We start from the raw sequence: 21,538 nt of genomic DNA, 5'->3' as shown, positions 1-21,538 counted from the left end.
GTGATGGTCCCGCCTTTTGCTTTCGGGCCCAGTGTCTTTTCCCATGTCTGATCCTTCTTCCGGCCAGTCCTTTGAGCCCGAATCACCGCAGCGCCTGCGTGCCTTGCTGGAGCTTCTGGCGTCCATGCGGTTCGCCATCGCCCTGTTGACCATCATCTGCATCGCCTCGGTGATCGGCACAGTGCTCAAGCAGCACGAGCCCGGCGTCAACTATGTCAACCAGTTCGGCCCCTTCTGGGCCGAGCTGTTTCTGGCGCTCAAGCTGAATGCGGTCTACAGCGCCTGGTGGTTCCTGCTGATTCTGGCCTTCCTGGTGATCAGCACCAGCCTGTGTCTGCTGCGCCATACGCCCAAGTACTTGGCGGATTTGCGCAACTACAAGGAAAACATCCGCGAGCAAAGCCTCAAGGCCTTCCACCACAAGGCCGAGGCCGCCTTGGGCGAGGCCCCGCAGGCCGCGGCGCAGCGCATCGGCGGCATCCTGGCGCGCAGCGGCTGGAAAGTGAAGCTGCAGGAGCGCGAGACACCCGCCGGCAAGGGCTACATGCTGGCGGCCAAGGCGGGTGCGGCCAACAAGCTGGGCTACATCGCTGCCCATGCGGCGATCGTGCTGATCTGTATCGGCGGGTTGCTGGACGGCGACCTGATCGTGCGGGCCCAGATGTGGCTGGGCGGCAAGACGCCGTACACCGGTGGCGGTCGCATTTCCGATGTGCCGCCCGAGCACCGCCTGTCGCTGCGCAACCCGACTTTCCGCGGCAACCTGATGGTGGCCGAGGGCACGCAGGCGGGCACGGCCATCCTGAACCAGTCGGATGGCGTGCTGCTGCAGGAGCTGCCCTTCTCCGTGGAGCTGAAGAAATTCATCGTCGAGTATTACGACACCGGCATGCCCAAGCTGTTTGCCAGCGAGGTGGTGATCCACGACCGCGAAACCGGCGAGCAGCTGCCGCAGCGCATCGAGGTGAACCACCCGGCGAGCTACAAGGGCATCGAGATCTACCAGTCCAGCTTTGACGACGGGGGATCGCGCGTCAAGCTGCGCGCCGTGCCGTTCGCGCCCGGCAGCGAGGCGTTCGAGGTCGAGGGCCACATCGGCACCAGCACCCAGCTGATGCGCGCCGGCTCCCACCGCCCCGAGGATGTGCTGACCCTGGAGTTCACCGAGCTGCGCACCATCAACGTCGAGAACTTCACCGACAAGAAGGCCTCCAGTGCCGCCGTGGACGTGCGCAAGGTGGACCTGCGCAGCTCCATCGAAGCGCGGCTGGGCGGTGGCCACAAGACGGTGACCGACAAGGAGCTGCGCAACATCGGCCCCAGCATCGGCTACAAGTTGCGCGATGCCTCGGGCCAGGCCCGCGAATACCAGAACTACATGAGCCCGGTGGACTTTGGTGACGGCGTGCCCATGTTCCTGCTGGGCGTGCGCGAGAACCCGTCCGAGAGCTTCCGCTACCTGCGCGTGCCGGCCGACGAGCAGGGCAGCATGCAGGGCTTCCTGCGCATGCGTGCGGCCCTGAACGATCCTGTGCTGCGCGAGGAGGCCGTGCGCCGCTACGCCGCCCAGGCCGTGCCCAAGGACCGCCCCGACCTGCGCGACGCGCTGGCCCAGTCGGCCCTGCAGGCCGTGAACCTGTTCGCCGGCAGCGGCACGCGCCTGGACAAGCCCGATGGCGGTCTGCAGGCGATTGCCCAGTTCATGGAAGCCAACGTGCCCGAGGCCGAGCGCGAGCGCGCCAGCGAGGTGCTGATCCGCATCCTGAATGGCGTGCTGTTCGATCTGGCCCAGCTCAGCCGCGAAAAGGCCGGCCTGCCGGTGATGCAGCCCAGCGACCAGACCCTGGCCTTCATGACGCAATCGGTGTTCTCGCTCAGCGATGCGCAATTCTTCCCGGCGCCCATGGCCTTCATGCTGGAAGACTTCACCCAGGTGCAGGCCAGCGTGTTCCAGGTCGCCCGTGCGCCCGGCAAGAACATCGTCTACCTGGGCTGCCTGTTCCTGATCATCGGGGTGTTTGCCATGCTGTATGTGCGCGACCGGCGCTTGTGGGTCTGGATCAGCCCGCAGGGCGAGGCGGCGCGTGCCACCATGGCCTTGTCATCGAATCGCAAGATCATGGACACTGACCGCGAATTCGAGAATTTGACCGAGAAGCTGCTGACAGCCCCGGCTGCAGCGCCATCCTCCACGGAGCGTTCTGTATGAGTAGTACTGCTACAGCCACCATCACCTTGAACGAAGGGTTTTTCGTTCGCCGCAACTGGTTCGACTGGTTGTTCGCCGTCCTGCTGGTCGCTGGTGGCCTGTTCGCCTTCCAGCATTACCACCTCGCGATGGATGTGTATGAAAAGGGCATCCTGATCGGCGCCGTCCCCGGCCTGATCTGGCTGGGTTGGTTCTGGCGGCCGCTGGCCAAGCTGATGCTGTCCGTGGCGGCCCTGTCGCTGCTGGCCATCTGGCTGTACCAGGGCCCCGATGGGGAGGCCCTGCTGGCGCGTTCGGACCAGGTGTTCGGCCTCAAGTACTTCCTGTCCAGCCAGTCCGCCATCCTGTGGATGAGCATGCTGTGCTTCATGGCCACAGTGTTCTACTGGATCAGCCTGTTTGCCAAGGGCGAGCGCGATGCGTTTGGCGCCATCGGTAGCCTCATCACCTGGGTGGCGGTCACGCTGGCCCTGGTCGGCACCATGGTGCGCTGGTTCGAAAGCCACCTGATCGGCCCCGGCATCGGCCACATCCCGGTCAGCAACCTGTACGAAGTGTTCGTCATGTTCATCTGGATGACGGCGCTGTTCTACCTGTACTACGAAACCCAGTACCAGACCCGAGCCCTGGGCAGCTTTGTGATGCTCGTGGTCAGCGCGGCCGTGGGCTTTTTGCTCTGGTACACCGTGGTGCGCGAGGCGCACGAGATCCAGCCCCTGGTGCCGGCGCTGCAAAGCTGGTGGATGAAGGTCCACGTGCCGGCCAACTTCATCGGCTACGGCACCTTCGCGATTGCCGCCATGGTGGCCTTTGCCTACCTGATCAAGCAGCAGGCCCAGGAAACCAAGTGGTACAAGCTGGCCCCGCTGTGGCTGCTGGGCGTGGCGCTGTGCTTCGAACCGCTGGCCTTCCGCCAGAGCCAGGCCACGGGCAGCAGTTACTGGCTGGTGTACTTCGGCATCTCGGCCCTGATCGTGGCCGGCATCCTGATGGCGCGCAAGACGATTGCCACCCGCCTGCCCAGCTTCGAAATCCTGGACGATGTGATGTACAAGTCCATCGCCGTGGGCTTTGCCTTCTTCACCATCGCCACGGTGCTGGGCGCGCTGTGGGCGGCCGAGGCCTGGGGCGGCTACTGGAGTTGGGACCCCAAGGAGACCTGGGCGCTGATCGTCTGGCTGAACTACGCCGCCTGGCTGCACATGCGCATGATGAAGGGCCTGCGCGGCACGGTGTCGGCCTGGTGGGCGCTGGTGGGTCTGGCCATCACCACCTTTGCCTTCCTCGGGGTGAACATGTTCCTGTCGGGCCTGCACAGCTACGGCGAGCTGTGAGCTTGAACGTACTCAAAAAAAGGAGCGCCTGGGCGCTCCTTTTTTTATAAGTCCACGTCAGGGCCGGCGCTGCCCCAGGGCCTCTTTGATCTTCTGGTCGGTCTTGTACTGGCTCAGCGCGTACACGGCCCAGATGGCGGCCGGCACCCAGCCGATCAGGGTGATCTGCAGGATCAGGCAGAGCACCCCGGCAAAAGGGCGGCCGATGGTGAAGAACACGGAAAAAGGCAGAAGCAGGGCAAGCAGCAGTCGCATGGGTGGGAAGCGCAAGGCGCGGACAACAAAGGGAGAGGCTGGGCGCGGCCCGGCTTCACCGGGCTGCGTCGTCCCAGTCTAACCCGACGCGTGCGGCCTGCATGCAGGCGTACAGCTGGGTGCCGCCGTGGTTGGCCCCGGGCCAGACCTGGTAGTGGCTGCGCACGCGCGGCAGCTGGTTCAGCGCCTGCGACAGATCGGCCGCAGTGGCCAGGCCGTGCTGCTGCGCTCGCGCCTGGGCCTGGCGTGCGGAGGCCTCACGTTCCGGGTTGGGCGCGCGGCCGGTGTCACGCCGGCCGGCCAGCTCTTCGCCGCCCTGGCTGAGGTAGACCTGCAGCTCGCTGGGCAGGGCGCTGGCCCCTGGCTGGTGGCGGCGCAGGAACTGCGCGGCTTCCTCCAGCACGGTGCCGTTGCCCCACCACAGCGACGGGCTGGCGGCCACATAGCGCTGGAACAGGGCGGTGCGCGTGAACAGCGCATGCAGGGTGAACAGCCCGCCGTAGGAATGGCCCACCAGCGTCTGACGCTGGGGGTGCAGCGGCCATGCGGCCTGCAGGCGCGGCTGCAGCTGCTGCGCCATCCAGTCCAGAAACTGGTCGGCCCCGCCCTGCGCACGCCCCTGGCTGTCGGGGGCCACACCGTCGTAGGGCAGGGTGTAGTCATAGGTGCGGGCCGCGCGGTCGTGCACCTCGGCGCTGCCGGGGGGCAGCGCATGGCCCAGGCCCACCACGATGGCGCCCGGGCCCCGCAGCTCGGGGCCGCGCGCACTGCGGTTGTGCACCAGCTGGGCCAGCAGCGGGAACATCAGATTGCCGTCCAGCACATAGACCACCGGCCAGCCTGCCGCCGGCGCGGGGCCCTGGGGCACGTAGACCATCACCCGGTGCTGGCGCGGCATGGGGCTGCCGGGCAGGGCCGGTGCGGGCAAGTCCATGTACCGCACCCCGGGCATGTGCCAGGGCTGGCCCCAGGCCGCTGCATCACCCGCGGTGGGTACGGGGACGGCCGGTGTGGTGCAGCCCACCAGGCCCAGGCCGGGCACGGCCAGGGCGCTGGCCAGCCATTGGCGGCGGGCGGTGTCGGGCGATGAAGGGGGGGAGCAGGCAGGCATGGCAACGCAATCGGGCAAGTGGACACAACGACCGAGTGTAAATGAGATTTATTCTCAAAATGTGCGGTGTGGGAGTCATGACCCGTACCGGCCCGCTGGCGCCTGCAGGCATACTGGCAGGCTTGTGATGAAGGAGATTTCACCGATGACCACGTTCACCCTGAGCAGCCCCGACATTCCCACCGGCGGCACGATTGCGCCCGTGTTCGAGTCCGACATGTTCGGCTGCGGCGGCAGCAACCAGTCCCCCGTGCTGCAGTGGAGCGGCGCCCCCGCCGGCACGCAGAGCTTTGCCGTGACGGTGTACGACCCCGATGCGCCCACGGGCTCGGGCTGGTGGCACTGGATGGTGGTGGACCTGCCCGCCAGCGTCACCGCGCTGCCCGCCAATGCCGGCGAGAAAGGCGGTGCCAACCTGCCCGCTGGTGCGCGCCAGATGCGCAACGACTACGGCCTCTGGGCCTGGGGCGGCATGTGCCCACCGCCCGGTGACAAGCCGCACCGCTACATCTTCACGGTGCACGCGCTGTCCGTGGCTAAGCTGGACATGCCGGACGACGCCACCACGGCCATCGGCGGCTTCATGATCCACGCCCACACGCTGGCCACGGCCTCGTTCACCGCGACCTACGGCCGCCCGGCCTGAGGGGGACTGCGCCCGCCCGTCTGCCTTGCAGGAGCGGGTGCGGGCGGCGGTAAAAAAACATAGCTGCTTGCGCAGATGATGCAAGGTGTTCAGGTGGTAAACCACCTGAAAATCAGCAATATCGAGCGCAAGCAGCTATTTCTTTTGTATGTGCCCGGGTGCCGCTCAGCTGGCGCTGAAGCCCAGGAACTGGCGCAGCTCGGGCGTTTGCGGGGCGCCGAACAAGGTCTCGGGCGCGCCCACTTCGTGCACCTTGCCCTGGTGCATGAAGACCACCTTGTCGCTGACCTTGCGCGCAAAGCTCATCTCGTGCGTCACCATGATCAGGGTCATGCCCTGCTCGGCCAGGCTTTCCACCACGCTCAGCACCTCGCCCACCAGCTCCGGGTCCAGGGCCGAGGTGACTTCGTCGCACAGCAGGATCTCGGGGTCCATGGCCAGGGCGCGGGCAATCGCCACGCGCTGCTGCTGGCCACCCGAGAGCTGGTCGGGCATGGCGTCGAACTTCTCGGCCAGGCCCACGCGCTCCAGCAGGCGCTGGGCGTTGGCGCGGACCACGTCCTGCGGCTGGCGCATGACCAGCGAGGGCGCCAGCATCACGTTGCGCCCCACGCTCAGGTGCGGGAACAGGTTGAAGCTCTGGAAGATCATGCCCACGTTCTTGCGCAGCTCGCGCAGGGCCTGGGGCTGGTCGGGCTGCAGGGGCTGGCCGTGCACGGTCAGCTGGCCTTCCTGAAAGCTCTCCAGACCGTTGATGCAGCGCAGCAGCGTGCTCTTGCCCGAGCCGCTCTTGCCGATGATGGAGACCACCTCGCCGCGGTCGATGTGCAGGTCCACGCCCTTGAGCACTTCGTTGCTGCCATAGCGCTTGCGCAGGCCGCGGATGTCGACCAGGGGGACGGTAGTGGGGGTGGTGGCGGAGGTCATAAGCAGTTTCGTATCAGTTGTTCATGGAGATCGCACCGCATGGAACTGGCGCGGCCAAGGTCAGAGACAGCCAGCAAGGGCCACCCCGCAGCGATGCTGTCGTCCCCCTTCCTGGGGGACGCGGCGCAGCCGCACAGGGGGTCATGCTTTCGGGCGCAGGCGGCGCTCCAGGCGCTGGCTCCACAGCGACAGCGGGAAGCACAGCGCAAAGTACAGGCCGGCCACGCAGCCATAGACCAGGAAGGGCTCGAAGGTGGCGTTGGCGATCAGCTGGCCGGCCTTGGTGATCTCGATGAAACCGATCACGCTGGTCAGCGCCGTGCCCTTGATGATCTGCACCATGAAGCCCGCCGTGGGCGCGATCCCCAGGCGCAGGGCCTGGGGCAGGATGACGTGGCGCAGTTGCTCGGTGAAGCCCAGCGCCAGGCTGGCCGAGGCTTCCCACTGGCCCTTGGGCACGGACTCGACGCAGCCGCGCCAGATGTCGCACAGGTAGGCGGCGGAGTACAGGCTCAGGCACACGCAGGCCGCCAGCATGGGCGAGGTGTCGATGCCCAGCAGCGCCAGACCGAAGTAGGTCAGGAAGATCTGCATCAGCAGCGGCGTGCCCTGGAAGATCTGCACATAGGCGGCGACCAGGCGCACGGCGCCGGGCCACTGGGACAGGCGCAGCACCAGCAGGCCCAGGCCCAGCAGGCCACCGCAGACAAAGGCAATGACGGACAGGGACACGGTCCAGCGCAGCGCCAGCAGCAGCTGGTAGGCAATGTCCCAGAAAGTGAATTCAACCATGGTGTTTCCTTGCGGTCAGGCGCGGCGCTGGCCAAAGACGAAGCGGGGACCCAGCCAGTTCAGCGCCTGGCGCAGCAGCACGGCCAGCAGCAGGTAGCTGAGGGTGACCACGATGTAGCTTTCAAAGCTGCGGAAGGTGCGGCTGGAGATCAGGTTGGCGGCGTAGGAGATTTCTTCGGTCGAGATCTGGCTGCACACGGCCGAGCCCAGCATCACGATGATCATCTGCCCCGTCAGCGCCGGCCAGACGCGGCCCAGCGAGGGCGGCAGCACCACGCGGGTGAAGATCTGCCAGCGGTTCAGCGCCAGGCACTGCGCGGCCTCGATCTGGCCGCGCGGCGTGGCCTCGATGCCGGCGCGGACCTGCTCGCAGGCATAGGCGCCCAGGTTCAGCGTCATCGCCAGGATGCTGGCCGTCTCGGGCGGCATGCGCAGGCCCAACGAGGGCAGACCGAAGAACAGGAAGAACAGCTGGATGATGAAGGGCGTGTTGCGAAACACTTCCACATAGCTGGCCACCACGGTGCGCAGCAGGGGGCCGCCATGCAGGCGCGCCCAGGCACAGGCCACGCCCAGCAGCATGCCCAGCGGCAGGGCGATGCCGGTGAGCACGACGGTCAGCACCAGCCCCTTCAGCAGCATGGGCCAGTTGGCCAGCACGGGCAAGAAATCCATTTCCATGGGGACAGTCCAAATTCAGGTGAAAGCAAAAAACCGCTGCCTGCCTGTGTCACCCGTGGCAGGGCCGTGAAACAGGCGAGGGCCAGACCAGGGCAGCCGAGCCAGGGCCGCCCCGCAGCGAGGGCTACGTCCCCCTGCCCGCAACGCGCAGCGGTGCGAGAGTGGGGGGAAGGCGCGCAGCGCCACAGGGGGGGTGTCGCAAGATCAATCCGGCAGGTTGCCCATGTCGCGGCCCAGCCACTTTTGCGAGTAGCTGTTCAGCGTGCCGTCCTTCTTGGCGGTGCGCAGGATCTCGTTGACCTTGTTCAGCAGGGCGGTCTCGCCCTTGCGCACGCCCACGTAGTTGGGCGAGTCCTTGATCAGCAGCTTGTACTCGGCCTGCACCTTGGGGTTCTTTTGCAGCGCGGCGGCGGCCACGGCGGCGCCCACGGCCACGAACTGGGTCTGCTGCGACATGAAGGCCGCCATGGTGGCGTTGTCGTCCTCGAAGCGCTGGATCTTCAGGCTCTTGGGCGCCAGTTGCACCAGGGCGTCGTCCTGGATGGTGCCGCGCGTCACGGCCAGGGTCTTGTCGGCCAGGTCGTCGAAGCTCTTGAGGGCAATGTTCTTGGGGCCGAAGACGGCCTGGAAGAAGGGCGCGTACGAGGTGGTGAAGTCGATGACCTTCTCGCGCTCGGCGTTCTTGCCCAGCGAGGACACGATCAGGTCCACCTTCTTGGACTGCAGGTAGGGGATGCGGTTGGGCGTGCTGACCGGCACCAGCTCGGCCTTCACGCCCAGCTTGTCGGCGATCAGCTGGGCCGTGGCCACGTCCACGCCCGTGGGCTTGAAGTCGGGGCCCATGAAGCCATACGGTGGGTAGTCGGTGGGAATGCCCAGGGCAATGGACTTCTTGTCCAGCACGCGCTGGAGCGAAGTGTCTTCCTGCGCCCAGGCGCCGCAGGACAGGCCCAGGGTGGTGGCCGCGAGGGCGGCAGCGGTGAAAGCACGGCGATGCAGAGACATGAGTCGGATCTCCCAGGATCAGAGTGAAAGGATGACCGAGGCTTTGCATATTGCGTGCCAGGCTGTGAAACAAATATTTCTGTATACAAATTGGCGCAGTGCCTGCGTTGCAGCGCCGCGGCGGCCCGGGGTCCGGCAGTGCAGGCCATTGCTCCTTGGAAGACAGGCACTTTTTTTGCGTAATGGAGGCCGTAGGGCTGAAACATGGGTGCCAAAGTTTCTTGGCTCTGGCACTTTTGTTTCGGTTTGGTGAGGCGCTGCACGCTTTTGGATGGCGCGCCCCAAGATGGAGATGGAGACCCCCGATGCCCGATGTTTTGACCGCGTCTGCACTGGAAGCGCGCATTCGCCACTGTTACGAACAGCTGACCGAGGCCGAGCGCAAGCTGGCCGATGTGGTGCTGCTGCGCCAGCGCGAACTGCTGGGCTATTCCGCCACCGAGCTGGCGAACCTGGCCGGCATTTCCAAGTCCACGGCGGCGCGTTTCTTCCGCAGCCTGGGCTATGAGGACTTCGGCGCGTTCCGCCAGGCCGTGCGCGAGCTGCAGGCCCAGCAGTCGCCGCTGGCGCGCATGGAGCCCTCACGGCGCAGGGACAGCCTGGCCGTGCAGTTCCAGGGCCATCTGCGCAACGACGCGCTGCGCCTGCAGCAGTGGGCCGAGGCCCTGCCCGACAACCACCTGGAAGCTGCACTGGCCTTGCTGCACAAGGCGCGCAAGGTCTGGGTCGTGGGCTACCGGCACAGCCATGTGACCGCCTTTTATGCCCAGGCCCTGCTGGCCCAGGTGCGCGGCGAGGTGTTCAGCCTCAACGATGTGGCCGGGCGCGAAGCCGATCTGCTGGCCTGCGCCAGCGACCGCGACGTGGTGCTGGCCGTGGACTTCCGCCGCCGCAGCACGCGCCTGCGGCACACCCTGGCGGCCGCGCGCAGCAGCGGCGCCCAGGTGCTGGTGCTGACCGATGCGCCGGTTTCGGCCCTGGCCATGCAATCCCAGGTGGTGCTGCGCTGCGGCGCGGAGCACCAGCAAGGCCTGTTCGACTCCTATGTCTGCGCCGTCAGCGTGGTGAATTTCCTGGCGGCCTCGCTGGCCCAGATGCAGCGCACCCCCACCCACGCCCGCTTGCAGCGCATCGAGCGGCTGCACGTGGCCCTCGATGACCTGGAGCCCCAGATGTGAGGGGCACGTCCCCGCCCCCCCCGTTTTTCCTGCCTGCCGAGAAAGAAGCACCCATGACCCACCCCTCGCCCCTGCCCGCACTGCCCGTGGCCTGTTTTGCCAACCCCGGGGCCAACCGCATGACGCCCTATGGCGCCCGCCGCAGCGACATCCTCGGGGCCGATGCCCTGGCCCAGGCGCAGCACGAGCTGTCGCAGTGGCCGGGCTATGCCGCCACGCCGCTGCACAGCCTGCCCGCGCTGGCCCAGGCCCTGGGCGTGGCCGCCGTGCACTACAAGGACGAAGGCAGCCGCTTTGGCTTGGGCAGCTTCAAGGCCCTGGGCGGGGCCTATGCCGTGGCCCGCCTGCTGTGCCGCGAGCTGGGCGCACGCCTGGGCCGCACGCTGTCCACCCAGGACCTGCGCACGCCCGAGCTGCGCGCCCTGTGCGCCGGCATCACCGTCACCTGTGCCACCGACGGCAACCACGGCCGCTCCGTGGCCTGGGGCGCGCAGCAGTTCGGCTGCGCCTGCGTGATCTACATCCACGCCACCGTCAGCGAAGGCCGCCGGCAGGCGATTGCCCAGTACGGCGCCGAGGTGGTGCGCACTGCCGGCAACTACGACGATGCCGTGCGCCAGGCCGACCACGATGCCCAGGCGCACGGCCGCTTTGTGATCTCCGACACCTCCTACCCCGGCTACATGGATGTGCCGCGCGACGTGATGCAGGGCTACCAGCTGATGGTGGAAGAGGCCGTCCAGCAGCTGCCGCAGCGCCCCACGCACGTGTTCGTGCAGGCCGGCGTGGGCGGCCTGGCCGCCGCCGTGTGCGGCTACTTCTGGGAGCGGGACGCGGGCGACCGGCCCTGCTTCGTGGTGGTCGAGCCCGACAAGGCCGACTGCCTGGCGCAAAGCGCCCAGGCGCGCCAGCTCACGGCCGTGACCGGCGATATCGACACGCTGATGGCCGGGCTGGCCTGTGGCGAGGTCTCGCACCTGGCCTGGGAGATCCTGGACAAGGGCACGGACGCGTTCTGCGTCATCCCTGACGCCGCCGCCGTGGCCGCCATGCGCCTGCTGGCCCACCCCTTGGGGCAGGATCCCATCCTCGTGGCCGGTGAATCGGCCGTGGCCGGTGTGGCCGCGGCCATCGCCACCAGCCAGGATGCGGCGGCGCGCACCACCCTGGGGCTGAATGCGGACAGCCGCATCCTGTTCTTCGGCTCCGAATCCGCCACCGACCCCGTGCTGTACGCGCAGCTGGTGGGCGAGAGCGCCGCCAGCGTGGCGGCCCGCGCCGCCGACCAGGCCACCACGGCCACCACCCGGGGCATGGCATGAATCCACAGACCTTGAAGATCGATGGCGCGCGCCTGCTGCAACGCTTGCGCGATCTGGGCCGCTTTGGCGCACTGGAGGGCGGCGGCACCAACCGCCTGGCCCTGAGCGATGCCGACCGGGCCGCGCGCGACTGGACCGTGGCACAGATGCAGGCCCTGGACATGGCGGTGTCGGTCGACGCGATCGGCAACGTGGTCGCCACCTATGCCGGGACCGAGGCGCTGCCGCCGGTGATGACCGGCAGCCACATCGACACCGTGCGCACCGGCGGCCTGTACGACGGCAACTACGGCGTGATGGCCGGCCTGGAGGTGGTGGCCACGCTGCGCGATGCCGGCCTGCGCCCGCGGCGGCCCATCCAGGTGGCCTTCTTCACCAACGAGGAAGGCGCCCGCTTCCAGCCCGACATGCTGGGCAGCCTGGTCCTGGTCGGCGGCCTGCCGCTGCAGCAGGCCCTGGCCGTGCCCGCCGTGGATAACGGCGCCCGACTGGGCGATGAGCTGCAGCGCATCGGCTATGCCGGCAGCGCCCCCGTGGGCCGGCCCGTGGTGGACAGCTTTGTGGAGCTGCACATCGAGCAGGGCCCGGTGCTGGAGCAGCAGGCCACTGCCATCGGGGTGGTTGAGGGCGTGCAGGGCATTTGCTGGATGGAATTCACCTTCGACGGCACCAGCAACCATGCGGGCACCACGCCCATGGCGCTGCGCCACGACGCCGGCGAGTGCGCCATGCGCACGGCGGTGTTTGTGGCCGAACTGGTGGCGCGCTACGGCGGCCGACAGCTGGGCACGGTGGGGGCCCTGCAGCTCAGGCCCAACCTGATCAACGTCATCCCCAACCAGGCGGTGATGACCGTGGACCTGCGCAACACCGACGGCCAGCGCCTGCGCGACGCCCAGGCCGAGGTGCTGGCCTTTGCCCGGGCCATGGCCCTGCGCAGCGGCGTGCAGTTCCAGCACCGCCAGCTGGCCGACTTTGCCCCTGTGGCCTTCGATGCAGACCTGGTGGCCAGCGTGGAGCGGCATGCGCGGGCCCAGGGCCTGTCCACGTTGCGCATGCCCAGCGGCGCCGGCCACGATGCCCAGATGCTGGCCCGGGTCTGCCCCACGGCCATGGTGTTCGTGCCCTCGGCCGGCGGGCTGTCGCACAACGTGCGCGAGCACACCGCACCCGAACAGCTGGTGCAGGGCGCGAATGTGCTGCTGCAGGTGCTGCTGGAGCGGGCGGGACGGTGAGGGCCCCCCCCTGTGGCGCTGCGCGCCTTGCCCCCGCGCTCGCACCGCAGCGCGTTGCGGGCAGGGGGAAGCGGCCCTCGCTGCGGGGCTGCCCTGGCTCGGCGGCGCTGGTGTGGGCTGCGCCAGGCGCACAGGGCGGTGGTAGCACCTGATCGATTGCAATATGAATGAAATTGGCCACCAGCCCTTGCTCTAAGAGCGCTGGCAGCTATGGTTTTGAAAGAGAGAATGCTATGACCCGTATCGTCAATGTCGCCCTGGGCCAACTGGGTCCGGTGCAGAAGGCCGACTCCCGCGCCAGCGTGGTGCGCCGCCTGTGCGCCATGATGCGCGAGGCCCACAGCCTGGGGGCGGATGTCATCGTCTACCCCGAGTTGGCGCTGACCACCTTCTTTCCGCGCTGGTACATCGAGGATGTGGCCGAGCTGCACCGCTACTACGAGCGCAGCATGCCGAATGCCGACACGCAGCCGCTGTTCGATCTGGCGCGCACCCTGGGCATCGGCTTTTACCTGGGCTACGCCGAGCTGGCCGAGGAGGGCGCGGCCCTGGTGCAGTACAACACCGCCATCCTGGTCGACCGCACGGGTGTCATCGTCGGCAAGTACCGCAAGATCCATGTGCCCGGCCATTTCGAGCACGAGCCCTGGCGCCAGTTCCAGCACCTGGAAAAGCGCTATTTCACACCCGGCAAGTCCTTCGATGTGTACCAGGCCTTTGGCGGTACCGTGGGCATGGCGCTGTGCAACGACCGCCGCTGGGCCGAGAGCTACCGCGTGATGGCGCTGCAGGGGGCGGAGATGATCTTCATCGGCTACAACACGCCGGTGCACAACGCCCCCGCGCCGCAGCACGATGACCTGTCGCTGTTCCACAACCAGCTGTCCGTGCAGGCCGGGGCCTACCAGAACGGTTGCTGGGTGGCCAGCGTGGCCAAGGGCGGGGTGGAAGAGGGCGTGGACAGCATTGCCGGCAGCCTGCTGGTGGCGCCCAGCGGCGAGGTGGTTGCACGCTGCGTGACCAAGGGCGACGAGGTGGTGCTGGGCCGCGCCGACCTGGATTTCTGCGCCGTCTACAAGCGCACCACCTTCAACTTCGACCTGCACCGCCACCCCGAGTGCTATGGCCTGATCACGCAGAAGAAGGGGGAAACCCTGGCGGCCGACGGCACGCCGTGGTCGGCCAGCCACTAAAAGCAGAGCGCCTGGCGCCCGTCCTGCGGTCGTTTTGGCCCCAAAAGGCCTGAAACATCGGCGCGGGGTGGGCGCGCTTGGTTTCTTTTTTGTTGTTTTTAGCTCACGAATTCATCGCGACTGGTGTGCTGCAGGTGGCTGACATCGCCCCAGCCGACCAGGGTCAGGCCCTCGGGCGTCCACAGCAGGCGGTTGATGGCGGCGTTGCCCAACTCCCAGGCGCGCGGGGCCTGCAGGTCCTGGCGCGTGGCCAGGCGGTAGAGGATATCCATCACGCCGCCGTGTGCCACCAGGGCGATCTGCCCGCCCAGGTGCTGGGCCGCCAGGCGGTCCACGGTGTGCTGGATGCGCCCGCGCAGCATGTGCAGCGACTCGCCGCCGCCATCGGGCACGAATTCGGGGTCGCGCTTGCGCCAGCGCCGCGCGTGCTCGGGCGCGCTGGCCTCGATGTCGTGGAAGGTGCGGCCCTCGAAGCTGCCAAAGCAGCGCTCACGCAGCCCGGTGTCGGGCTGCACCGGGCAGCCCGTGGCCTGGCCCAGCGCCTGGGCGGTCACCAGGGCGCGCTGCAGGTCGCTGCTGTAGATGGCGTCAAAGTGCTCGTCGGCCAGCGCAGCACCGGCACGCTGGGCCTGCCACAGGCCCACGTCGTTCAGGGGAATGTCCAGATGCCCCTGGATACGGGCATCGACATTCCAGGAAGTTTCGCCATGGCGGATGGCAACGATACGGGTAGCGTGCATGCGGCAAACGGGCGGGTTGGCGCCCAGAGTCAAAACAGAGCGTGCGACCACCGCGGAAGTGGGCGCCCCCCATTGTCCGGCATTCGCGCATACCGTGCCTGGGGCGGTCACACAAGGATTTTTGCGTGAAGGCACAGAAATGCATGAGCTTATTGCGTGGCGTTGGGTGTGCTTCGATATTAAGATGAGCGCATAACAACACAAGCGACAGACGGTACGCACCGCAACAGGAGCATTTCTTGCTTGCTAGGCCTAACCCTAGCGCCGCTCCCGGGCGGCCCGTGGCATACCGTCAACCTTTCACCTTCTTATGGAGACGAAGATGATTTTGAAGACTCTGGGCACCGCCATGCTGGCCGCCGGCCTGCTGACCTCCGTCGCACTGGCACAGGCCGAGACCGTGCGCTGGGCCCGATCGGCCGACGTGACCACCCTGGACCCTCATGTGTTCAACACGGGCACCAACTTCGTGTTGATGCACCAGATGTATGAAACCCTGCTGAACCGCACCAAGGACGGCAAGCTGCAGCCGCTGCTGGCCACCGAGTGGAAGATGCTGGCGAACGACCCCACGGTCTGGGAATTCAAGATCCGTCCCAATGTGAAGTTCCACGACGGCAAGCCGCTGACGGCCAAGGACGTGGTGTTCTCGCTGAACCGTGCCAAGGGGCCCAACGCCCAGGTCAAGTCGCTGCTGGCCTCGGTGGACAGCATCACCGCGGTGGACAACCTGACGGTGCACGTCAAGACCAAGGGCCCGAACCTGATTTTCCCGAACAACCTGACCAACATCTTCATCATGAATGAGGAGTGGGCCAAGGCCAATGGCGCGCTGGAGACGCAAGACGCCACCAGCAAGACCGAAAACGGCGCCACGCGCGCCGTCAACGGCACGGGCGCCTTCGTGCTGACCACGCGCGAAGTAGACAGCCGCACGGTGATGAAGCAAAACCCCAACTACTGGGGCAAGGGCCAGTTCCCGCTGCAGGTGACCGAGCTGGTGTACCTGCCCATCAAGTCGCCCGCCACCCGCGTGGCGGCCCTGCTGTCCGGCGAGGTGGACTTTGCCCAGGACATCCCCGCGCAGGACGTGGCACGCCTGAAGCAGGATGCCAAGCTGCGCATCAACGAAGGTCCGGAAAACCGCTCCATCTTCCTGGGGCTGAATGTCGGTTCGCCCGAGCTGAAGTCCAGCAACGTCAAGGGCAAAAACCCCCTGGCCGACCCCAAGGTGCGTGAAGCCATGGAACTGGCCATCGACCGTGACGCCATCAAGCGCTCGGTGATGCGCGGCCTGTCCAACCCCTCGGGCGTGATGGCGCCTCCGTTCGTCAACGGCTACGACAAGGCCATGGCGGCCTACCCCAAGGCCGACGTGAACAAGGCCAAGGCGCTGCTGAAGGAAGCGGGCTACCCCGACGGCTTCACCATCACCCTGCACACCCCCAACGACCGCTACGTGAACGACGAAGCCATCAGCACCGCGATTGCCGGCTTCCTGGGCCGCGTGGGTATCAAGACCGAAGTGTCCTCGCGCCCCATCGCGCAGCACAGCGTGTCCACCGTCAATGCCGACAGCGACTTCTACCTGTATGGCTGGGGCGTGCCGACCTATGACTCGGCCTACATCTTCGACTTCCTGGTCGCCACGCGCGGCAAGGAAGGCCGCGGCGCGCAGAACGCCACGCACTACAGCAATCCCGATCTGGACGCCAAGATCATCTCGCTGTCCTCGGAAAGCGATGTGGCCAAGCGCAACGCCACGATCAAGGACATCTGGAAGGTGGTGCAAAAGGACCGCTTCTACATCCCGCTGCATGACCAGGTCATCCATTTCGCCTCGGTCAAATCCATCGACGTTCCCGTGCACCCCGACAACGTGCTGCACTTCAAGGACGTGAAGATCAACAAGAACGCGAAGTAAAACCATGCTGGTCCATCTGCTGCGCAGACTGGGCCAGTCAGTTTTGGTACTGCTGGCCGTCTCGCTTATTTCCTTCATGGTGTTTCGCCACATTGGCGACCCCACCATCAGCTTGTTGGGCGAAGACGCCACGCTGGAAGAACGCACAGCCCTGGTCGAAGAGCTGGGCTTCAACAAATCCGTCCCCATGCAATACCTGTCCTATGTGGGCAAGGTGGTACAGGGGGATCTGGGGATCTCGTACCGCTTGAAGCGCCCCGTGGCCGACGTGATTGCCGAACGTCTGCCCGCCACGCTGGAGCTGGCCATGACCGCCGCCGTGCTGGCGCTGGTGATCGGCGTGGTGCTGGGTGTCTATACCGCGATCCGCAAGGATGGGTGGCTCAGCCGCTCCATCATGACGGTGTCGCTGGTGGGTGTGTCACTTCCGACCTTCCTGATTGGTATTGGTCTGATCTATCTGTTCGCCGTCGAATTGCGCTGGCTGCCGTCCTTTGGGCGGGGCGAGACCGTCAAGATCGGCGGCTGGGAGACCGGTTTCCTCACGGCCTCGGGCTGGGCGGCGCTCATCATGCCGGCCATCACGCTGGGCTTCTACAACATGACGCTGATCATGCGCCTGGTGCGTGCCGAGATGCTGGAGGTGCTGCGCTCCGACTACATCCGCTTCGGCCGTGCGCGCGGTCTGCATGAGAAAAGCCTGTACTTCGGCCATGCGCTGCGCAACACGCTGATCCCCGTGATCACCATTGCCGGCCTGCAGATCGGCTCGCTGATCGCCTTTGCCATCGTCACGGAAACCGTGTTCCAGTGGCCGGGCGTGGGCCTGTTGTTCATCTCCTCGGTGCAGGGTGTGGACGTGCCGCTGATTGCCGCCTACCTGATGTTCATCGCGCTGCTGTACGTGGTGATCAACCTGTTCGTGGACTTTTTGTATGTGCTGGTGGACCCCCGCCTGCGAAAGAAATAAGGGGGCTGCAATGACCGAATCTCTCAAACCCGCGCCGGCCCCGACCGGCTGGAAGGCCAGCGACTCGCCCGTCAAGCGCGCTTTTGCCCGTTCGCGCCTGGTCCAAGTGGCCACCGGCGTGCTGGCCCTGCTGGTGCTGGCCACCATTTGCGCGCCGCTGCTGGCGCTGCACAACCCCTTCGATCCGGGCAGCCTGGACCTGATGGACGCCTTCACCCCACCCTGGAGCCAGGGCATGGGTGAGATGTTCTACCCCCTGGGGGCGGACGACCAGGGCCGTGACGTGTACTCGGCCATCCTGTATGGCCTGCGCATGTCCGTGTTCGTGGGCGTGTCGGCCGTGGCGCTGTCGCTGATCATCGGTGTGCCGCTGGGCCTGATCGCCGGCTATGCCGGTGGCTGGTTCGACACCCTGCTGATGCGCATCGCCGACGTGCAGCTGACCTTCCCGGTCATCCTGGTGGCGCTGCTGATCTTCGGCATCGCGCGCGGCCTGCTGCCCGAGGGCTACCGCGACGACATGGCCGTGTTCGTGATCATCATCGCCATCGGCCTGTCCGACTGGGTGCAGTACGCGCGCACCGTGCGCGGCGCCGTGATGGTGGAAAAGCAGAAGGACTATGTGCTGGCTGCCCAGCTCATCGGCCGCAGCAAGACGGCCATCCTCACCAAGCACATCCTGCCCAACATGCTGGCGCCCATCCTGGTGATCGCCACCATCAGCTTTGCGCACGCCATCGTGGCCGAGTCCACGCTGTCCTACCTCGGTGTCGGCCTGCCGCCCACCGCGCCCTCGCTGGGCACGCTGATCCGCATCGGCCAGAGCTTCTTGTTCTCCGGCGAATGGTGGATCCTGCTGTTCCCTTCGCTGGTACTGCTGGCCCTGGCCCTGTCCGTGAACCTGGTCGGCGACTGGCTGCGCGACGCCCTGAACCCCAAGCTGCAATAAACATGACCCCAGACACACACCAACCCGTGCCTGCCGGTGATGTCACCGGCACCCCCGTGCTGCGCGTGCGCAACCTCAGCGTCACCTTCGACACCTACAAGGGCCCTGTGCACGTGCTGCACGACGTCTCCTTCGACATCTTCCCCTGCGAAATCCTGGGCGTGGTCGGTGAATCCGGCGCCGGCAAGTCCATGACCGGCTCGGCCGTCACCGGCCTGATCGAGGCCCCGGGCCGCATCTCCGGCGGCACGGTGGAGCTGCAGGGCCTGCGCATCGACCACCTGCAGGGCGAAGACCTGCGCCGCATCCGCGGCAAGCGCATCGGCACCATCTTCCAGGACCCGCTGACCAGCCTGAACCCGGTCTACACCGTGGGCGGCCACCTGGTGGAAACCATCCGCACCCACCTGCCGGTGAGCGAGAAGGAAGCCGAAGCCCGCGCCCTGGCGCTGCTGGAAGAGGTGGAAATCCCCCATGCCAAGGAACGCATGGCGCAGTACCCGCACCAGTTCTCGGGCGGCATGCGCCAGCGCGTGGCGATTGCCCTGGCGCTGTGCGCCGAACCCGAGCTGATCATTGCCGACGAGCCCACCACGGCGCTCGACGTGTCGGTGCAGGCGCAGATCATTGCCCTGCTGCGCCGCGTCTGCAAGGAGCGCGGTGCCGCCGCCATGCTGATCACGCACGACATGGGCGTGATCGCCGAGACGGCCGATCGCGTCATGGTCATGTACCACGGCCGGGTGCTGGAAACCGGGCCCGTGCGCCAGGTGCTGGACGCCCCGCGCGACCCCTACACCCAGGTGCTGATGGCCGCCATCCCCAGCGTGCACCAGCGCGTGGAACGCCTGCCCGTGCCCGAAGTGGGCGGTGGCCCGGTCGCCAAGGCCGTGCCCTGGGTGCCAAAAACCATAGCTGCTGACGCAGATGGGGCGAGCGAAAAGCCGCTGTTGGAGGTCAAAGACCTGTGCAAGGACTATGACCTGTCAGCCGGCTGGCTGGCCCGCCTGCTGGCGCGCGAGGAGAAGAAAATCCTCAAGGCGGCCGACCACGTCAGCTTCCGCATCCGCAAGGGCACGACCTTCGGCCTGGTGGGCGAATCCGGCTCCGGCAAATCCACCGTGGCACGCATGGTGGCCGGGCTGACCCCGCCCACCAGCGGCCAGATCCTGTTCGACGGTGTGGACAAATGGAGCCCCGCCGCCAACACCGTGGCCATGCGCCGGCGCTTCCAGATGATCTTCCAGGACCCGTACGCCAGCCTGAACCCACGCTGGACGGTGGAGCAGCTGATTGCCGAACCCCTGGTGGTGCTGGGCCTGACCAGCGGCCCCGCCGAGACCGCCGAGCGCGTGCAGGAAGCCCTGCGCCGCGTGCGCATGAAGCCCGACGACGCCAAGAAGTACCCGCACCAGTTCTCGGGCGGCCAACGCCAGCGCATCGCCGTGGCGCGCGCCCTGGCCAGCAAGCCGGAGTTCATCATCTGCGACGAACCCACCTCGGCCCTGGACGTGTCCGTGCAGGCCCAGGTGCTGAACCTGATGCGCGACCTGCAGGACGAGTTCGGCCTGACCTATCTGCTCATCAGCCACAACCTGGCTGTGATCCGCCACATGTGCGACGACATCGGCGTCATGCAGCGCGGCAAGCTGGTGGAAGTGGGCGATGCGCAGGTGGTGCTGGACGATCCGCAGCATGCCTATACCAAGGATTTGATGGCAGCGATTCCGGATATTGCGCACGTGCACTGAACGTGGGGCAGCTGGGGGACCGCTGCTTTCACAACTTGGTTTGGATGAGAAGGCCCACGGCTTCGGCTGTGGGTCTTTCTTGTTTTATAGATGTTTTTGGGCTATAGCGCTTATCTGGTAAGCACTGGTAGCTATGTTTTTTTTGTTGTGCTTCTTGGTTTGGCTTTTGCGGTGTGTTTGTTTGCAGAGGCCGCTTATCGCGCGGCGGCGACCCGATTTCTTTTGCTTCGTCAAAAGAAACCGGGGAAAGAAAAGACGACGCTTGCAGCGGGCTTGTCCGGCGGAACTCACTGCGCGCTTGCAGCGCTTCGCTCAGACAGCCGCCGGAAATATGAAGGACAGCCCAACGTGGGGCGCGACGCTTGCGCGCGCAGGGGGGCTTTGGCAAGCGGAGCCAAGAAGTTTGAGAGGCTGCTTTCGACTGTGGATTCAACCGGTCGATGCAACGCACTCGTTAAACATCTCAGCCGGGGTTCTGTACCCTAAGGTTTTCCTGGGCCGCTCATTTAGCTTTCGGGCAATCGCATCCAACTCATCTTGTGAGTAGCCCGAGATGTCGAGGCCCTTGGGCAGATACTGCCTGAGTAACCCATTGGTGTTCTCGTTCGTTCCGCGCTGCCATGGATTTTGCGGATCGCAGAAGTAGACCTGGATGTCGGTGGCCACCGTGAAGCGCTTGTGCCCCGCCATCTCCGATCCTCGATCCCAGGTCAAGGAGCGATAGAGCTCTTGTGGCAAGATCTGTGCATGCCTGGCCAGCGCCGCAGCGACGGTGTAGGAGTCTTTGTCCACCAGCTTGACCAGCATCACGTAGCGCGTGTGTCGCTCGACCAGCGTCGCAATCTGGCTGTAGGCATCGCCGAACAACAGGTCGCCTTCCCAGTGGCCTGGAACTGCCCGATCCTGAATGCAGGCTGGACGCTCGCTGATGGGCACTGCATCGACGATACGCCCATGGATGGGTGTTTTCTGCGTGTAGTGGCGTGAGCGACGCATCCCCCGGGTACGCCGCAGGTGCTCCAGAAGCTCTTTCTTTAAAGCCCCGCGTGTTTGAACAAAGAGCGTGCGGTAGATGGCTTCGTGAGACACCTGCAAATCCTTTGCGCCCGGGTAAGTTCGTTTGAGCCACCCTGCTATTTGCTCGGGCGACCACTGACTCTGCAATTTACCCGCCACTATTTGCGCCAGCTCAGGGTTGCAGGCCAACTTGCACGTCTTTGGGCGGCGTGCTCGCTCCCAGGCCGCCTCGTCTGCTTTTGTAGCTCGGTAGCAAGTCTTGCCGCCGTTACGCAGGAGTTCACGGCTGATGTGAATCG

General features: G+C 66.2%; 20 protein-coding genes. 11 read left to right on the top strand and 9 right to left on the bottom strand.

Annotation, left to right across the window (positions count from 1 at the left end):
* The first annotated feature begins 43 nt into the window (after window positions 1-43).
* Both CA2_RS07375 and ccsB read left to right on the top strand, forming a co-directional pair.
* Complete coding sequence (locus CA2_RS07375) at window positions 44-2,209, top strand: cytochrome c biogenesis protein ResB (protein WP_042414685.1); 2,166 nt, start codon at window positions 44-46, stop codon at window positions 2,207-2,209.
* Window positions 2,206-3,543 carry a c-type cytochrome biogenesis protein CcsB gene (gene ccsB / locus CA2_RS07370; RefSeq protein ID WP_042414683.1) on the top strand — a complete coding sequence of 446 codons (1,338 nt, stop codon included), beginning with the start codon at window positions 2,206-2,208 and terminating at the stop codon, window positions 3,541-3,543. The genes CA2_RS07375 and ccsB overlap by 4 nt, the downstream gene beginning before the upstream one ends.
* 57 nt (window positions 3,544-3,600) lie before the next feature.
* Here the strand turns inward: ccsB and CA2_RS07365 are convergent, their stop codons facing one another.
* Together CA2_RS07365 and CA2_RS17165 are read right to left on the bottom strand one after the other, a co-directional pair.
* Window positions 3,601-3,798 carry a YqaE/Pmp3 family membrane protein gene (locus CA2_RS07365; RefSeq protein WP_042414682.1) on the bottom strand — a complete coding sequence of 66 codons (198 nt, stop codon included), beginning with the start codon at window positions 3,796-3,798 and terminating at the stop codon, window positions 3,601-3,603.
* A gap of 55 nt (window positions 3,799-3,853) precedes the next feature.
* Window positions 3,854-4,909: an alpha/beta hydrolase gene (locus CA2_RS17165; protein ID WP_052369864.1), complete on the bottom strand. Its 1,056-nt coding sequence runs from the start codon at window positions 4,907-4,909 to the stop codon at window positions 3,854-3,856.
* 145 nt (window positions 4,910-5,054) lie between these two features.
* On the opposite strand from CA2_RS17165, the gene CA2_RS07355 reads away from it, so the two are divergent.
* Window positions 5,055-5,555, top strand: coding sequence for a YbhB/YbcL family Raf kinase inhibitor-like protein (locus tag CA2_RS07355; protein ID WP_042414680.1), 501 nt, complete (start codon window positions 5,055-5,057; stop codon window positions 5,553-5,555).
* Between the two features lie 165 nt (window positions 5,556-5,720).
* On the opposite strand, the gene CA2_RS07350 is transcribed toward CA2_RS07355, so the two are convergent.
* The 4 genes from CA2_RS07350 to CA2_RS07335 form a co-directional block, all read right to left on the bottom strand.
* Window positions 5,721-6,482, bottom strand: a complete 762-nt coding sequence (locus CA2_RS07350; RefSeq protein ID WP_042414678.1) for an amino acid ABC transporter ATP-binding protein — start codon at window positions 6,480-6,482, stop codon at window positions 5,721-5,723.
* 141 nt (window positions 6,483-6,623) lie between these two features.
* Window positions 6,624-7,274 carry an amino acid ABC transporter permease gene (locus tag CA2_RS07345; RefSeq protein ID WP_042414675.1) on the bottom strand — a complete coding sequence of 217 codons (651 nt, stop codon included), beginning with the start codon at window positions 7,272-7,274 and terminating at the stop codon, window positions 6,624-6,626.
* Window positions 7,275-7,289: 15 nt separating this feature from the next.
* Entirely contained in the window at window positions 7,290-7,955 is a 666-nt protein-coding gene (locus CA2_RS07340; protein WP_042414672.1) for an amino acid ABC transporter permease, read from the bottom strand.
* A gap of 204 nt (window positions 7,956-8,159) precedes the next feature.
* On the bottom strand, window positions 8,160-8,960 hold the full coding sequence (locus CA2_RS07335) for a transporter substrate-binding domain-containing protein (RefSeq protein WP_042414669.1): 801 nt from the start codon (window positions 8,958-8,960) through the stop codon (window positions 8,160-8,162).
* Between the two features lie 305 nt (window positions 8,961-9,265).
* On the opposite strand from CA2_RS07335, the gene CA2_RS07330 reads away from it, so the two are divergent.
* The 4 genes from CA2_RS07330 (at window position 9,266) to CA2_RS07315 (ending at window position 13,888) form a co-directional block, all read left to right on the top strand.
* Window positions 9,266-10,138: a MurR/RpiR family transcriptional regulator gene (locus CA2_RS07330; RefSeq protein ID WP_042414666.1), complete on the top strand. Its 873-nt coding sequence runs from the start codon at window positions 9,266-9,268 to the stop codon at window positions 10,136-10,138.
* A 53-nt stretch (window positions 10,139-10,191) separates the two neighbouring features.
* Entirely contained in the window at window positions 10,192-11,460 is a 1,269-nt protein-coding gene (locus CA2_RS07325; protein WP_052369863.1) for a diaminopropionate ammonia-lyase, read from the top strand.
* Window positions 11,457-12,695 carry a Zn-dependent hydrolase gene (locus CA2_RS07320; RefSeq protein WP_042414662.1) on the top strand — a complete coding sequence of 413 codons (1,239 nt, stop codon included), beginning with the start codon at window positions 11,457-11,459 and terminating at the stop codon, window positions 12,693-12,695. The genes CA2_RS07325 and CA2_RS07320 overlap by 4 nt, the downstream gene beginning before the upstream one ends.
* 233 nt (window positions 12,696-12,928) lie before the next feature.
* Window positions 12,929-13,888, top strand: a complete 960-nt coding sequence (locus CA2_RS07315; protein ID WP_042414659.1) for an N-carbamoyl-D-amino-acid hydrolase — start codon at window positions 12,929-12,931, stop codon at window positions 13,886-13,888.
* Between the two features lie 98 nt (window positions 13,889-13,986).
* Here CA2_RS07315 and CA2_RS07310 read toward each other — a convergent pair whose 3' ends face one another.
* Entirely contained in the window at window positions 13,987-14,628 is a 642-nt protein-coding gene (locus CA2_RS07310; protein ID WP_042414655.1) for a histidine phosphatase family protein, read from the bottom strand.
* 322 nt (window positions 14,629-14,950) lie between these two features.
* Here CA2_RS07310 and CA2_RS07305 point away from each other — a divergent pair, with 322 nt between their 5' ends.
* From CA2_RS07305 to CA2_RS07290, 4 genes are read left to right on the top strand one after another with little or no spacing between them, the layout of a single operon-like run.
* Entirely contained in the window at window positions 14,951-16,552 is a 1,602-nt protein-coding gene (locus CA2_RS07305) for an ABC transporter substrate-binding protein (RefSeq protein ID WP_042414917.1), read from the top strand.
* Between the two features lie 4 nt (window positions 16,553-16,556).
* Window positions 16,557-17,522 (top strand): ABC transporter permease, encoded by a 966-nt coding sequence (locus tag CA2_RS07300; RefSeq protein ID WP_042414653.1) that lies wholly within the window; start codon window positions 16,557-16,559, stop codon window positions 17,520-17,522.
* A 10-nt stretch (window positions 17,523-17,532) separates the two neighbouring features.
* A complete protein-coding gene (locus tag CA2_RS07295) occupies window positions 17,533-18,471 on the top strand; it encodes an ABC transporter permease (RefSeq protein WP_042414652.1) in 939 nt (312 codons plus the stop codon).
* A 2-nt stretch (window positions 18,472-18,473) separates the two neighbouring features.
* The gene (locus tag CA2_RS07290; protein WP_042414650.1) at window positions 18,474-20,222 is read left to right on the top strand and encodes an ABC transporter ATP-binding protein; all 1,749 of its coding nucleotides are present in this window, start codon (window positions 18,474-18,476) and stop codon (window positions 20,220-20,222) included.
* Window positions 20,223-20,250: 28 nt separating this feature from the next.
* On the opposite strand, the gene CA2_RS17955 is transcribed toward CA2_RS07290, so the two are convergent.
* Both CA2_RS17955 and CA2_RS07285 read right to left on the bottom strand, forming a co-directional pair.
* Window positions 20,251-20,655 (bottom strand): hypothetical protein, encoded by a 405-nt coding sequence (locus CA2_RS17955; protein ID WP_156105982.1) that lies wholly within the window; start codon window positions 20,653-20,655, stop codon window positions 20,251-20,253.
* Window positions 20,652-21,538: IS30 family transposase (locus CA2_RS07285; protein ID WP_042414641.1), on the bottom strand; the 887-nt coding region annotated here is incomplete at its 5' end. The genes CA2_RS17955 and CA2_RS07285, both read right to left, overlap by 4 nt.

The organism is Comamonas aquatica NBRC 14918 (genome assembly GCF_000739875.1).
Taxonomy (GTDB): domain Bacteria; phylum Pseudomonadota; class Gammaproteobacteria; order Burkholderiales; family Burkholderiaceae_C; genus Comamonas; species Comamonas aquatica.
The sequence above is the reverse complement of the archived record's forward strand: the minus strand, read 5'-3'. Positions and strand labels throughout refer to the sequence as shown.

What these genes read in the sequence shown, in the direction of transcription:
- CA2_RS07325 (WP_052369863.1), top strand. Translation starts at nt 10,192, where the DNA reads ATGACCCACCCCTCGCCCCTGCCCGCACTGCCCGTGGCCTGTTTTGCC.
- CA2_RS07320 (WP_042414662.1), top strand. Translation starts at nt 11,457, where the DNA reads ATGAATCCACAGACCTTGAAGATCGATGGCGCGCGCCTGCTGCAACGC.
- CA2_RS07330 (WP_042414666.1), top strand. Translation starts at nt 9,266, where the DNA reads ATGCCCGATGTTTTGACCGCGTCTGCACTGGAAGCGCGCATTCGCCAC.
- CA2_RS07295 (WP_042414652.1), top strand. Translation starts at nt 17,533, where the DNA reads ATGACCGAATCTCTCAAACCCGCGCCGGCCCCGACCGGCTGGAAGGCC.
- CA2_RS07290 (WP_042414650.1), top strand. Translation starts at nt 18,474, where the DNA reads ATGACCCCAGACACACACCAACCCGTGCCTGCCGGTGATGTCACCGGC.
- CA2_RS07305 (WP_042414917.1), top strand. Translation starts at nt 14,951, where the DNA reads ATGATTTTGAAGACTCTGGGCACCGCCATGCTGGCCGCCGGCCTGCTG.
- CA2_RS07375 (WP_042414685.1), top strand. Translation starts at nt 44, where the DNA reads ATGTCTGATCCTTCTTCCGGCCAGTCCTTTGAGCCCGAATCACCGCAG.
- ccsB (WP_042414683.1), top strand. Translation starts at nt 2,206, where the DNA reads ATGAGTAGTACTGCTACAGCCACCATCACCTTGAACGAAGGGTTTTTC.
- CA2_RS07315 (WP_042414659.1), top strand. Translation starts at nt 12,929, where the DNA reads ATGACCCGTATCGTCAATGTCGCCCTGGGCCAACTGGGTCCGGTGCAG.
- CA2_RS07350 (WP_042414678.1), bottom strand. Translation starts at nt 6,482, where the DNA reads ATGACCTCCGCCACCACCCCCACTACCGTCCCCCTGGTCGACATCCGC.
- CA2_RS07345 (WP_042414675.1), bottom strand. Translation starts at nt 7,274, where the DNA reads ATGGTTGAATTCACTTTCTGGGACATTGCCTACCAGCTGCTGCTGGCG.
- CA2_RS07335 (WP_042414669.1), bottom strand. Translation starts at nt 8,960, where the DNA reads ATGTCTCTGCATCGCCGTGCTTTCACCGCTGCCGCCCTCGCGGCCACC.
- CA2_RS07340 (WP_042414672.1), bottom strand. Translation starts at nt 7,955, where the DNA reads ATGGAAATGGATTTCTTGCCCGTGCTGGCCAACTGGCCCATGCTGCTG.
- CA2_RS07310 (WP_042414655.1), bottom strand. Translation starts at nt 14,628, where the DNA reads ATGCACGCTACCCGTATCGTTGCCATCCGCCATGGCGAAACTTCCTGG.
- CA2_RS07365 (WP_042414682.1), bottom strand. Translation starts at nt 3,798, where the DNA reads ATGCGACTGCTGCTTGCCCTGCTTCTGCCTTTTTCCGTGTTCTTCACC.
- CA2_RS17165 (WP_052369864.1), bottom strand. Translation starts at nt 4,909, where the DNA reads ATGCCTGCCTGCTCCCCCCCTTCATCGCCCGACACCGCCCGCCGCCAA.
- CA2_RS07300 (WP_042414653.1), top strand. Translation starts at nt 16,557, where the DNA reads ATGCTGGTCCATCTGCTGCGCAGACTGGGCCAGTCAGTTTTGGTACTG.
- CA2_RS07355 (WP_042414680.1), top strand. Translation starts at nt 5,055, where the DNA reads ATGACCACGTTCACCCTGAGCAGCCCCGACATTCCCACCGGCGGCACG.